Source organism: Trichococcus flocculiformis, assembly GCF_900113645.1.
In the GTDB taxonomy this organism is placed as follows: Bacteria; Bacillota; Bacilli; order Lactobacillales; family Aerococcaceae; genus Trichococcus; species Trichococcus flocculiformis.
The window spans coordinates 24991-37929 of the sequence record NZ_FOQC01000013.1 but is presented as its reverse complement, the minus strand read 5'-3'; the positions used below and the strand labels follow the sequence as shown (position 1 = coordinate 37929).

General features: G+C 43.9%; 11 protein-coding genes. 1 reads left to right on the top strand and 10 read right to left on the bottom strand.

The window, feature by feature from the left end; genetic code table 11:
- Position 1: 1 nt before the first annotated feature.
- The 4 genes from BMZ71_RS06750 to opp3b are packed head-to-tail and all read right to left on the bottom strand — an operon-like array spanning position 2 to position 4096.
- Positions 2 to 946 carry an ABC transporter ATP-binding protein gene (locus BMZ71_RS06750; RefSeq protein WP_093234127.1) on the bottom strand — a complete coding sequence of 315 codons (945 nt, stop codon included), beginning with the start codon at positions 944 to 946 and terminating at the stop codon, positions 2 to 4.
- On the bottom strand, positions 946 to 2091 hold the full coding sequence (locus BMZ71_RS06745) for an ABC transporter ATP-binding protein (protein ID WP_086989120.1): 1146 nt from the start codon (positions 2089 to 2091) through the stop codon (positions 946 to 948). The genes BMZ71_RS06750 and BMZ71_RS06745 overlap by 1 nt, the downstream gene beginning before the upstream one ends.
- Positions 2092 to 2102: 11 nt before the next feature.
- Positions 2103 to 3149: an oligopeptide ABC transporter permease gene (opp3C, locus tag BMZ71_RS06740; RefSeq protein ID WP_177187525.1), complete on the bottom strand. Its 1047-nt coding sequence runs from the start codon at positions 3147 to 3149 to the stop codon at positions 2103 to 2105.
- Between the two features lie 2 nt (positions 3150 to 3151).
- On the bottom strand, positions 3152 to 4096 hold the full coding sequence (gene opp3b / locus BMZ71_RS06735) for an oligopeptide ABC transporter permease (protein ID WP_068560758.1): 945 nt from the start codon (positions 4094 to 4096) through the stop codon (positions 3152 to 3154).
- Positions 4097 to 4265: 169 nt separating this feature from the next.
- Between opp3b and BMZ71_RS06730 the strand changes: the two genes are divergently transcribed.
- A complete protein-coding gene (locus tag BMZ71_RS06730; protein ID WP_068560756.1) occupies positions 4266 to 4628 on the top strand; it encodes a DUF3899 domain-containing protein in 363 nt (120 codons plus the stop codon).
- Between the two features lie 54 nt (positions 4629 to 4682).
- On the opposite strand, the gene BMZ71_RS06725 is transcribed toward BMZ71_RS06730, so the two are convergent.
- The 6 genes from BMZ71_RS06725 to pflA all read right to left on the bottom strand — a co-directional run bounded on the left by BMZ71_RS06725 (position 4683) and on the right by pflA (position 12790).
- On the bottom strand, positions 4683 to 6359 hold the full coding sequence (locus BMZ71_RS06725) for a peptide ABC transporter substrate-binding protein (RefSeq protein ID WP_086989119.1): 1677 nt from the start codon (positions 6357 to 6359) through the stop codon (positions 4683 to 4685).
- Positions 6360 to 6692: 333 nt separating this feature from the next.
- A complete protein-coding gene (gene pulA, locus BMZ71_RS06720; RefSeq protein ID WP_086989118.1) occupies positions 6693 to 8723 on the bottom strand; it encodes a type I pullulanase in 2031 nt (676 codons plus the stop codon).
- A gap of 53 nt (positions 8724 to 8776) precedes the next feature.
- Positions 8777 to 9730, bottom strand: a complete 954-nt coding sequence (locus tag BMZ71_RS06715; RefSeq protein ID WP_086989117.1) for a magnesium transporter CorA family protein — start codon at positions 9728 to 9730, stop codon at positions 8777 to 8779.
- A gap of 144 nt (positions 9731 to 9874) precedes the next feature.
- On the bottom strand, positions 9875 to 10699 hold the full coding sequence (locus tag BMZ71_RS06710) for a metallophosphoesterase (RefSeq protein WP_086989116.1): 825 nt from the start codon (positions 10697 to 10699) through the stop codon (positions 9875 to 9877).
- A 299-nt stretch (positions 10700 to 10998) separates the two neighbouring features.
- Complete coding sequence (locus tag BMZ71_RS06705) at positions 10999 to 11928, bottom strand: manganese-dependent inorganic pyrophosphatase (protein WP_086989115.1); 930 nt, start codon at positions 11926 to 11928, stop codon at positions 10999 to 11001.
- A gap of 100 nt (positions 11929 to 12028) precedes the next feature.
- A complete protein-coding gene (pflA, locus tag BMZ71_RS06700; RefSeq protein ID WP_086989114.1) occupies positions 12029 to 12790 on the bottom strand; it encodes a pyruvate formate-lyase-activating protein in 762 nt (253 codons plus the stop codon).
- Between the last annotated feature and the right edge of the window lie 149 nt (positions 12791 to 12939).

Here is a 12939-nt window from a genome sequence, read left to right as displayed (position 1 = left end):
ATCAGTAATTTTCGTATTTTGCTTTCAATACAGGAACATCGGATTCACGGCAGTAAACAAAGTGCCCTGGAACGATTTCTCGCATTGCTTCCGGCTCACCGTTATCTTCACGTGGGACATAATTGAAGCGGGTGCGGTTGCGTTCATAGACCGGATCCGGCAACGGTATGGCCGATAACAGGCTTTCCGTATATGGATGCAAAGGTTTGTTGTAAACTTCTTCTGCAGGCGCCAATTCGACCAATTTGCCGAAGTACATAACGCCGATGCGGTTACTGATGTACTTGACCATCGACAGATCATGCGCAATGAACAAGAAAGTCAGTTTTTGTTTTTTCTGCAGTTCCATCAGCAAGTTGACCACCTGCGCCTGAATGGATACGTCCAAAGCGGAAATGGGCTCATCGGCAATGATGAGTTTGGGATTCACCGCTAAGGCTCTGGCGATTCCGATTCGCTGTCTTTGGCCGCCGGAGAACTCGTGCGGATAACGGGAGGAATGATCTTTGTTCAATCCGACCAGATCCAACAACTCCGCAACCCGGTCATCAACTTCCTTCTCGGTGGTCGCAGGTCCGTTGATCTTCAATCCTTCGGCAATGATGTCGCGTACTTTCATACGTGGATTCAAAGATGCATACGGATCCTGGAAAATCATCTGCATATCTTTACGGAAAGCCAGTTGCTCTTTTCTGTCATGCAGTGTATGGATTTCGGTGCCATCAAAAAAGATTTCACCGGAAGTCGGGTTGTACAAGCGGATGATTGCACGACCGGTCGTCGTTTTTCCGCAACCGGATTCCCCTACCAAGCCAAGCGTTTCGCCTTCATATATGTCAAAGGAAACATCATCAACAGCGCGAACTTCATTTTTTGTGCCGACGTTGAAATACTGCTTCAAGTTTTTTACTTCCAGAATTTTTTTCTGTCCTGTTGTGTCATACATTACAGCAGTCCTCCTTTCTCAGTGATTTTTGAATCGATGGACGGGCCGTTGTCGTGAGGCAATACAGCCGGTTCTTTATCTGCAGTGTCCATCACTTTCAGTTCATCGGAAGGAGCGAGTTTCATTTCGGAGAAAGTCGCACGGCGGTTCATGATCCCCTCTGGAGGAATCACGGACGGCGCATCGGGATGCAGCAACCAGGTAGCAGCCGAATGGGTATCGGATACTTTAAAGAACGGCGGATCGTACAAAGTGTCGATCTTCATCGCATACTCACTGCGGGGCGCAAAAGCATCACCATTTGGAGGATCCAACAAATCAGGCGGTGTTCCAGGGATCGCATATAGCGTTCCTTGCGTATCCAGTGTAGGCATTGAGCTCAATAGACCCCATGTATACGGATGTTGCGGATTATAGAAAATTTCATCCACAGTCCCTACTTCGACGATTTTGCCGGCATACATGACGGCAACGCGGTCTGCGACATTCGCCACCACTCCCAAGTCATGGGTGATGAAAATGATTGATGTCTTGATTTTTGTTTGCAAATCCTTCATCAATTCCAGGATTTGCGCTTGGATCGTAACGTCAAGTGCTGTAGTCGGTTCATCCGCAATCAAAATATCTGGGTTGCAGCCCAAGGCGATTGCGATAACGATCCGTTGACGTTGTCCACCCGAAAATTGGTGGGGATACTGTTTCATTCTTTTGGCAGGATTCGGGATGCCTACAAGCTGCAACAATTCTTCAGCTTTTTTATAAGCTTCATCTTTGCTGATGTTTTGGTGCTTGATGATCGGCTCAGCGATTTGCTTGCCGATTTTTTGAGTCGGGTTCAAAGAAGTCATCGGATCTTGGAAAATCATTGCGATTTCTGAACCGCGGATTTTTTGCATTTCTTTCTCGGTTTTGTGGACTAAATCTTCGCCTTTGAACAAGATCTCTCCGTGTTCGATGTTGGCGTTGTTTGCCAACAGACGCATGATACTACGGCTAGTCACTGATTTACCAGAGCCGGATTCACCAACGATGGCTAATGTTTCACCCGGCTTCAGGTCAAAACTGACGCCACGGATAGCTTTTACTTTACCTGCATAGGTATCAAAAGTAATTTGTAGGTCTTTTACTTCCAATATATTTTCCATCTGGTTACCTCCTAATCTCTCATTTTTGGATCGAACGCGTCACGAAGTCCATCAGCCAATAAGTTGAAGCAAATCATGATGACGCTCATGATGCCGGCTGGATACCACATCAGATGCGGCAAGAAACGGAATGTTTTGTAGCCATCGTTGATCAATGTACCAAGCGATGCATTCGGAGCGGGAATACCGATACCGATAAAGCTCAGGAATGCTTCGAAGAAGATTGCCGATGGAATCGAGAACATAACTTGAATGATGATGACGCCAGCCAAGTTAGGCAGGATGTGCCTGAAGGCGATTTTCATCGGTGACTGGCCTAACGTACGGGCTGCCAAAATGTATTCTTGATTTTTCAGTTTTAATGTTTGCGCTCGTACGACACGCGCCATCGAAAGCCATTCAGTCAATGCCAGAGCAATGATGATGGAGCTGATGCCGGGCTTCAAAACAAGCAGCATCAAAATAACGACTACCAAGTTCGGAACGCCGGAAAGGATTTCCAGAATACGTTGCATGATATTGTCGACTTTTCCGCCCAACCAGCCGGAAGTCAGACCATAAACAACACCAAGCGTCAAGTTGAATAAAGCTGCCATAAAAGCAATGAACAGAGACACGCGGGTACCATACAGGATCCGCGACAACAAATCGCGTCCCAGGCTGTCCGTACCGAGATAGTAATAGACGTCCTCTGGAACATTGGATGCTTCGTACTTGTCGATGACTACGCCATTCTGTTTCACGGTCCCATTCAGTCCATTGATGTCGATGCCGGGAATCTTCGGCGGCATGTTAGCATACTGGACAGTTTGGGCATTCGGGTCATGCGGTGCGATGACAGGAGCCAACAAACTGGACATACTGATGATGATCAAGATGATCAAGCTAACCATCGCAACCTTGTTTTTCTTCAGACGGCGCCAAGAATCCGCCATGAAACTCAGGGAAGGCGCTGAGATTTTTTCTTTATCCTGCATACTTGATTCGGATGCCGATTCGAAAAGATCTTTCGTGATCATCGGCGTAGCTGCTGTATTGCGTAATTCATTTTCACTCATTCTTATTCCCCTCCTTCTGTAGCGACTCGGATACGAGGGTCGATGATACCATAAAGGATGTCAACCAACAAAATGACGATGACCAACATGGTCGAATACATCATCGTGACGCCCATGATTGTCGGATAATCATTCGTCAGGATTGATTTTACGAATTGTTCACCGATGCCAGGGATGGCAAAAATATTTTCAACAACCATCGAACCTGTCATCAAACCGACTGTCATTGGTCCGATGATGGTGACCAACGGAATCAGCGCATTACGGATACCGTGCTTGAATGCGACTTCCCAACGGCTCAGTCCTTTTGCCCGCGCGAGTTCGACATAGTCGCTTCCCAATACATCGACCATTTCGGTTCGCATAAACCGGGCCGAATCGGCCAGCGGCGAAATGCTCAGCGCGATCGTAGGCAGAATGGAAGAACGGAAGCCTTCATTCCACAAAGCGATCGGTAACACTTTCAACCAAACTCCGAATACCAATTGCAGAATAACAGCAAAAACAAAGTTAGGAATCGAACGGCCGACGATGGCTGTCAAAGTGGCAACGGTATCCACCCAAGTCCCTTGTCTCATCGCTGCGATCACACCCAGCACAATACCGAGGATCGTCCCTATAATAACTGCTTGAAGCCCTAATTGCATGGAGGGTCCTATTCTGCTGCTCAGCAAATCCGTAACCGGAGTATTGTTGAACTGGAATGAAACACCCATGTCTCCACGTAATAGTCCAAAAATGTAGACTGCGTATTGGACCAAAATCGGTTTATTCAGTCCATACTTCTCATTCATGATAAAAATTTGTTCCTCAGATAACTTGTCTTGGTTACTGTATGGTGTACCCGGCAAAGCTTTCATCAGAAAAAAAGTTATCGATGCAATCAAAAACAACGTAATTGCCATATATAAAATACGCTTGCCGATGTACTTTGCATAACTTTTCATCGTTTGTCATCCTCCATTATTTAGTTTTTTTGTAAATAGCACCTGATAGTATATCATATTTAAATATACAAAAAAGAAAATGAACACCAAATCAAATCATATTTTAATTGAGTTTTCTTTCTTTTTTTTGTACATTTAAAATTGAGAAAACAAAAAGGAGCCAAAATAAGTGAACTTCACAAAAAAAAACGCACTTGTCTCATTATTCATTTTTATATGTGCACTGGTTTATCAACTGATTAAATACGGATCCTTAAGCTGGACCGGAACATCCAACATCCTGTTTATGATAGCGGGGCTTTTGTTGATCATCGGTTTATCCGGACTTGTGTTGGCTTCCGGAAGTTTCGATTTCTTTCACTACAGCGTCAGAAAAACGCTCAGAAGAGAACCAAAGGAGGATGGCTTCAGGGAACCATTGAATCCGCAAGCTCTATCATCTTCTGTCGGGAAAAGTTATCAAAATGTCCTGACTATCGGTCTTTTGCTGTTGGGGATCAGCATAATCTGTCTCTGGGATTATATTTTATAAATAAAACATCCATCTGGCATGAATGTATGCCAGATGGATTTTTTATTGCCTTAATTAATCCACGTTCTGTGTTCCAGAATTTGAAGCCCATTTGTATGAGTAGTCAGCACCGACTAAGTGCTCGCCCAAATCTGTGACATACGGTTTTTGCAGAACTGCATAAGAACGTTGATACAGAGGAGCGATACCCGCATCTTCCATCAAGATCTTTTCAGCAGCAAGCAGGCTAGCCCATCTTGCATCAAGGTCAGTCACGTTTGTGCGTGCTTCATCGATCAAAGCATCGTATCCAGCGTTGGAATAACCAGATTTGTTGTTGCCGTTTTCTGTTTGGAACAATTCCAGGAAGTTGATCGGGTCAGCATAGTCAGCTCCCCATCCAGCTAATTCGATATCGTATTCGCCGGCGGTATCAGCTTCAAGACGGACTTTGAAAGGTACATTACGCAAGGTTACAGTCAAGCCAGGCAGGTTTGTCTCTAATTGGCTTTGCAGGAATTCAGAAGAACGTTTTGCGTTTTCTGTATCATCACTCAACAATTCCAAAGTGATGGATTCAACACCCAATTCAGCCAAGCCTTGTTCGAAGTATGTTTTGGCTTCTTCAGCATTGAAAGTCAGAAGATCGCCATTTTGTTCACGGTAGTCTTCGCCTGTTGAAGGATCCAAAGCAAGTTTTTCAGGAACCAATCCGTTTGCAGGGATGGAACCGTTCTGCAAGACAACATCAGCATATGCTTGTTTGTCGAAAGCCATAGCTAAAGCTTTACGGATGTTGGCATTTTGTAATGGTGTTGCTTCTCTTTGTTGGTTGAATTTCAAGTAGAATACAGAAGAAGTCGGCATTGTGTGCACTTCAGGATCGCCGGTTCTTTGTGCTACGTATTCACCAGTCAAGATCATGCGGTCGATTGCGTCTGTATCATACAGATTCAAAGCAGTGGAAGTTACTTTGATGACTTCTACGTTGATTGCATCCAATTTTACAGCGTCTTTATCCCAATACTCTGCATTTGGTTCATAAGTCCATGATAAGCTGGCTGCATCCCAGTTAGCTAATACAAATGGTCCGTTGTACAATAAAGCATCGCTGCTTAATGCGTATTGGTCGCCTTGTTCTTCAACAAATGCTTGATTTTGAGGGAAGAACATCGCTAAAGTCAACAGATCTTTGAAGTATGGCACCGGAGAAGCTAATGTGATTTCCAGCGTTTTTTCGTCGATCGCTTTGACGCCTAATTCTTCAGGCCCAACTTCGCCAGCCATGATTTCAGTTGCGTTAGCGATAACGCCGTCCATCATGTAAGAATATGAAGCAGCCGATGCAGGATCAACCAATTTGCGCCATGAATAAACAAAGTCTGCTGCCGTTACAGGCTCACCGTTTGACCAGTTTGCTTCATCACGGATAGTGAAAGTGTAGACCAAACCGTCTTCGCTGACTGTAGGATCTTCTGCTGCGATTCCTAATTCAACCGTTCCGTCCAAACCTTGGCGGTACAGACCTTCGTTTACGTTGCTTAAAGCAGTAAATGCAACTGTATCTGTAGCCTGCACAGAATCCATTGTAGGAATTTCAGCGCTTTCAACCAGATTTAACACCTGACCACTGCCGTTCGCACCTGCAGACTCTGATGAATCGGCCGTGCTTCCCTCTCCGCCGCATGCAGCTAATACAAGTGCGGAGCTTAAAGATAATAACACTAAAGATGATAGTTTCTTGTTGCCCATATTTCTTTTCCCCCATTCCCTCTGTTTCTATAATTTCTATAGTAAGCTTAATTATAGTTGTGACTGTTATTAAAATCAAGTTTGGGAATTTAATAAATTGATTAAAATTAGATTAATAAATTCATATTTATCTTTATATATGCAACATATTATTATATTAGTTATATATTGAGAACCTGACATCGAATGTCAGAACATCCAAAAAATAGCGAAAGCGAAACCAAACGCTGTTAAATCGGCAAATACCAGCAACAAACATATGTTTATTAACAAACAATGATTTATTATATTAATATTGATATATTCGCATGATTAAGGTGCATTTAATCGTTCTCACAGGAAATCCATCGAATCTTCTGACTGAAGATCGCCTTCATACTGATTATCTGCGCATAAAACGGAAGTTGTATGGGCTTTGACAAGAATTTTTTCCATGAGGACAGCTTCTGGCATTGACTCCAAAAAGACTTGATTGTCTTCAACAAGGATAGCATATTTCCCCTTTTGTATCCTGAAGATGACATCGCTTCGATTTCCGTTGAAAATGACGATATATTTTTTTTCAGAGTTTGTTAAGGAAAAGGCTACAATGTTGAAATTTTCGCTGAGCATCGTGAAATGGGTGTCAATTTCTTCGTGGGTATGCAGGCGGAAAAGATATTCACTCTTGCGCAAGGCAATCAACCCTTTGACGTAGGCTACTGACTCCTGGAACGTCGTCACCCGCTCCCATTCAAATTGATTGATTTCGTCGGGAGATTGGTAGCTATTGGCTACTCCGGCTTTTGTCCTCAAAAATTCCTGTCCGCCGTGGATAAAAGGAACACCTTGCGACAGCAGGACGATGCTCGTTGCCAAAGTATGCCTTTTGATACGCACCTCTTCACTGTCATCCGGATTGGACCGCAATAATTTATCGTAAAGCGTCAAGTTATCATGAGCTTCCACATACTGGATAACTTGTTCCGGATCGACATAACTGCTGTGGCTGGATAAATGCATGGCTCCCTTTATATTCCGGAGCAACAAATCTTCCAAATAATTTTTGCCGCTGATGAAGCCCCTGTCCTTTTCATCTCCAAAATCACTGCCTTTTAACGCTATCCTGATCGAATCGTTGAAGTGGGCAATTCTGGGCATCGCTTGCGCATTCCTCTGGGAAGCTTTTAAGTCCTCCGGGAGCGGCGTGCTCATTTCCCATCCCTCACCGATGATGATGATGGATGGATCGATTTTATCCAACGCTTCCCGGATCGCATTCATCGTGACCGAGTCATGGATTCCCATCAAATCGAAGCGGAAGCCATCAAGATGGTATTCTTTAGCCCAATATTTGACACTGTCAATGATGTATTTCCGCATCATATGCCTTTCCGAAGCCGTGTCATTCCCGACTCCAGTCCCATTCGCCAACGACCCATCTGCATTGTAACGGTAAAAATATCCCGGTACCGTTCTTTCCAAAGCTTGATCCTTTGGGTCATAGACGTGATTGTAGACGACGTCCATAATTACCCTCAACCCGTTCTCATGCAATGTCCGGATCATCTGCTTCAATTCGAAAATCCTATTGAACGGATCGAAGGGATCCGTTGAGTAGGAGCCTTCCGGCACATTATAGTTCAGCGGATCGTAGCCCCAATTGTATTGCGGCTCCGTCAGATTCGCCTCATCGACTGTGGCATAATCGAACATCGGCAGTATCTGGATATGAGTGATGCCCAAATCGATCAGGTAATCCAAACCAGTTTTTCTGCCACTAGCATTCTGGGTGTTTTTCTCGGTAAGCCCCAGGAATTTCCCTTTGTTCACTATACCACTCGTTTCGGATATGGAAAAATCCCGGATGTGCAGTTCATAAATGATCGCCTCTTCCGGTAACCCAAAAGCAGGCAGCCGTTCTCCCCAACCGTCAGGATTCGTCCTATTCAAGTCTGCGATGACCGATTTCATCCCGTTTACCGTCGTTGCCCGAGCATAGGGATCTACACTGATGGACTCGCGGTTATTCAAGAACAAAATCTTATATACATAAATGGTTCCGTGTTGATCACCGGGCAGATATGCTTCAAATATGCCTTTCGGCTTCTGCACCATCTCTATTTTCGTTGAAGGGCCCTTGAAGGAATCGTCAGCATAAATCCATACCTCCACAAATTTTGCCGTAGGGGTCCATACCCTCAGCAAAGTACCCTCTTTTTCGTATAGCGCACCCAATTCACCGTCATAAGAAAAGTAGTTGTCAAAATCATTTGATCGGACGAAAAGAAACATTTCCTTGTCGATTGTTTCTTTATCCCTTTTATCACTGAAGAGTTTTTCTAAATCATTGCTATCCAACCAACTCTGGAAGTCCTCTACCATGTTGCATCACCACCCATACCTAGTATACCAGCCAAGATTGATTGCTTTTCCTGTCAAAAATAGTCTTTCTTCTTCAACCAGTAGACGGTTAAAAAGCAGATGAAAATCGTAAGCAAGCTAGTGATACCAAACGCCCAAGGATGATTTTCAAAAGGCAAATCAACGTTCATGCCCCAGAAACCGGCTATGATTGTCGGAATCGTCAGGACAATGGTGATCGAAGTCAAAACTTTCATGATGTTATTCAGATTGTTCGCGATTACGCTCGAAAAAACTTCACTCAGCTGATCGATCATCTTACTTGATTCTGTGACCATCACCTCTGCCTGGCTGGAGATATCGATGATATCACGCAATAATTCCTGACTTTGCAAATCGTCGCCTAAGGAAGCATTCTGAATGGATTTCGTAATCAAGGGATGATTTTTGTTGATTGACGTTTCAAAATAAACCAAGCTTTTGTGAAGGGCAATCAAATTATAGAAATGTTCATTGTGGGTCGCACTGGTGATTTTTATTTGCAGATCTTCGATTGTACCGTCAATTTCTCTCAAATGGTGGACAAAACTTTTGGTCAGTTCCCACAAAATATACAGGATGATATGCTGCTGAGTTGTCGCCGGTTCATTTTTGAAAGACTCATTCTTCATGATGCGTGTCAAAAAAGAAGGCGTCTCTTTGCAGATTGTGATCAATGTGTCATTGACCGTGATGATCGACAAAGGATATGTATGATATTCCGTAAATTTTTCCTGAACCGACCGCATTTTAGGGAAAAGGACGATAAGCAGATTGATCGAATCCCCGGACCCATTGTTGACTCTCTCTTGCCGGGGTATTTCATATTCATCCAATGAATCCAGGATATAATCCATCGGGATGCCAAAAGTACTCATCAAATCCGCGACGTCATCACTGTCCGGATTCTCCACATGTATCCATTCAGCCGATTTCCAATTCTTTGTTTGTGAATATACCCCTTTATCCGATAAGTTGAACGCTCTCATTGAAAACCACCTCTTACCCACTATAATCTAAGTGTTGTATTCTATAGGAATAGCATAACGTATTTTGATCAAAATGAAAGCAATAACCCTTTCGAGACGGTCTTAGTCGGTCAGAAAAAATGCCCACCGAGAAAGAGCGGAAAACTACAAGTCAACGACGATTTCCTCCATAGTATAAGCCATTTCGATATAAGGATCTTCCGTGTACCAGTGTCGCGAACTGCCGAGACAGGCGCAATAGAAGGTAGTATCGTTCTCGTGGAACATTTTACGGAAATGGACATGGCCCATGACACTGTAAGCAATCGGATAGCGATCATAGACTTGCATATAGCTTTTGCTGCCCAGGAAAGCGTTGTAGTAATCATAGACCTTATGCGGAAGCGGGATAACAAACTGCGGATGTGTTACAACATGTGTCTGCATGATTATTTTCCGGTTGCTGACTCTTTTCAGGTCATTTTCCAGTTCAGCCAGCATCTCTGCAGCAACAGTACGATCATCTTTTTCCCAATGCACATAACGGCGGTCATTCCATCCGCCGACTTTTAGTTTTTTTCTTGAAAATTCTTCTATCGTATAGCTATCACTGGCGAAGCCATAATCATACCAGCCTGGGTTCCCCACTACTGCCCATTCATCCCCGATAAGAAACGGATTTCCGACAGGATTCTCATCCCGCTGCTTGAACAACTGATAGATGCGGTCCGTATTCTCTTCGTGATTGCGGATGGACCAGAAATCATGGTTTCCGGGCACGAATTGGATTTTCGAAACGTTGTGATCACGCATACGATCGAGGAAAGCGAAGGTATCATGGTAATCGGAAGACACATCACCAGCCAACAAAAGCAGGTCGATTTCTTGATTATAGAGCAATTCCGCCAAGAGATGATCATAGGTTTGACCCGGCGCCAGCCTTTTTGCGTTCGAATCGATATGCAAATCCGACAATACGCCAATTTTCACGTCCTCAACCCCCTTTTTTAACAAGAAAAGCTGAACGGGTTCGTTCAGCCCTGAAAGAAATTTAGGAAATCTGTCCGAATGAGCATCGAAGAGCGCAATAGGACAGATTTATCTAATTTCCGAAGGGCTAACCCGTGAAGCTGGACATCATTTTACATGCATGAAACATTTTTCAAACTTGTGAAACACGTACGGTGATGCACTTCTGAGTTGAAAAAAATTTATAAATTCCTATATGTTTAAAAAAGCGAAGTTGCATATCAGATTATCTGAGTTGCAACTCCGCCCTTTTGCAGTGATTATTTTGAGAATGCTTCCGTTAATGGTGGCACTACTTGTTTTTTGCGCGAAACAACGCCTGGAAGCAGCGCAACGTTATCGATCAATGAGACACCGAATGCTGACGCGACTGTGTCCAAATGCGAGCCTACAGCCAATAAGGCCGAATCGCTGTCGATGATGTTTGTCACCACCAACAAGAAGACGTCGTAACCTTGAACAGCGTTTTCTGTTTCCATGGCAGCGACCAACTCATCTTTTCGGTTCAGCACATCTTGGACGTCGACCGTGTTAACCTGTGCGATGCGCACGTTTTTAGCGCCCATCGGGAATGATTTTGCGTCCAAAGTTAACAATTCTGCGATCGACTTGTCGTCCAAATTCGTTCCGGCTTTCAGCATCGCCAAGCCATATTCCTGCAAAGAGACACCGGCGATTTCAGTCAAGGCTGATGCCGCTGCTTCATCTTCCGGCGTGCAAGTCGGAGATTTGAACAATAGCGTATCGGAAATGATGGCAGAAAGCATCAAGCCAGCGATATCGGCTGGGATCGCGATATTCTTTTCCTGGAACATTTTATACAGGATTGTATTTGTGCAACCGACAGGCTCTGCACGGTAATACAACGGGTTGGCTGTTTCGAAGTTCGCGATGCGGTGGTGATCCACTACGGCATAGACTTCAACATCCTTGATGTCACTGACGCTTTGCTGCGCTTCGTTATGATCGACCAAAGCGACCGTATCCGTTTCGTTTGTAGCAGTCTCGATGACACGTGGGGCGTCTATCTTGAATTGATTCAGCGCATAGATTGTTTCTTCGCTTGGCAGACCTAGAGCCACAGCTTCTGCCTCGGTTCCATTGTGATTCAGATAGTAGGCGTATGCGATAGCGGATGTAATCGCATCCGTATCCGGATTCTGGTGTCCAAAAACTAATAGTTTGTTCATTTAATTCACTCTCTCTTCCATTATCTTAATTTATCATAATAAAAAAGGAAGAAAAGAGCAATGGCAATTCTCTTTTCTCCCTTGAAAAAATAGTATTATTTTACAGATCCAAATAACCTTTGTAATCTTCCGTATGCAACAGTTTTCTTGCATTCTCGACTCGTTCTGCGGTTGGCGGATCGATTCCCTCCAACTGATAAGGGATGCCCAATGTTTGCCACTTATAGACGCCCATTTTATGGTAAGGCAGAACCTCTACTTTGACGATGTTTTTCAATGTTTTCAGAAAAGCATCCAAACGGATCAAGAATTCATCGTAATCGGTACGTTCCGGAATCAGAACATGACGGACCCAAATCGGTTTGTTGATTTCCGACAAATATTTTGCCAGTTCGATAATGCTTTCATTCGGCCACATTGTCAGTTCTTTGTGTTTCTGACTATCGATGTGTTTGATGTCCAGCAGAATCAAATCCGTCACAGCCAATAATTTATTGAATTGGCTGAAGAATGGTTCATCATAAGTGAACGGCAAGCCACAAGTATCCAGTGTTGTATGTACACCTTGCGCTTTGGCTTTCGTGAATAATTCAATCAAGAAGTCGATCTGCAGCAACGGTTCGCCTCCGCTGACGGTAATGCCGCCTTTTTGCCCCCAGAATGGCTTGTATTGCAGAGCCATATCGAGCAACTCATCACTTGTCATTTCATTGCCGCCACCGATGTTCCATGTGTCCGGGTTGTGGCAGAATTGGCAACGCATGCGGCAGCCTTGCATAAATATAATAAAACGGATTCCGGGTCCATCAACGGAACCGAAACTTTCTGTTGAATGCACAAATCCTCTTAAAGGTTCAGTCATTTCGAAAACTCCTCTATCATTTATTTCTTAACCTCATTGTATCTTTTATAAGGAATATTTCCTATCAAAAAGAGCGATTTTTCGCTCCCTTTGATAGAAAACGGATGAATCAAATGATCCATCCGTTTAATTTTATACGATTAATACGC

What these genes read in the sequence shown, in the direction of transcription:
- BMZ71_RS06725 (WP_086989119.1), bottom strand. Translation starts at nt 6,359, where the DNA reads ATGGGCAACAAGAAACTATCATCTTTAGTGTTATTATCTTTAAGCTCC.
- BMZ71_RS06705 (WP_086989115.1), bottom strand. Translation starts at nt 11,928, where the DNA reads ATGAACAAACTATTAGTTTTTGGACACCAGAATCCGGATACGGATGCG.
- opp3b (WP_068560758.1), bottom strand. Translation starts at nt 4,096, where the DNA reads ATGAAAAGTTATGCAAAGTACATCGGCAAGCGTATTTTATATATGGCA.
- opp3C (WP_177187525.1), bottom strand. Translation starts at nt 3,149, where the DNA reads ATGAGTGAAAATGAATTACGCAATACAGCAGCTACGCCGATGATCACG.
- BMZ71_RS06750 (WP_093234127.1), bottom strand. Translation starts at nt 946, where the DNA reads ATGTATGACACAACAGGACAGAAAAAAATTCTGGAAGTAAAAAACTTG.
- BMZ71_RS06715 (WP_086989117.1), bottom strand. Translation starts at nt 9,730, where the DNA reads ATGAGAGCGTTCAACTTATCGGATAAAGGGGTATATTCACAAACAAAG.
- BMZ71_RS06745 (WP_086989120.1), bottom strand. Translation starts at nt 2,091, where the DNA reads ATGGAAAATATATTGGAAGTAAAAGACCTACAAATTACTTTTGATACC.
- pflA (WP_086989114.1), bottom strand. Translation starts at nt 12,790, where the DNA reads ATGACTGAACCTTTAAGAGGATTTGTGCATTCAACAGAAAGTTTCGGT.
- pulA (WP_086989118.1), bottom strand. Translation starts at nt 8,723, where the DNA reads ATGGTAGAGGACTTCCAGAGTTGGTTGGATAGCAATGATTTAGAAAAA.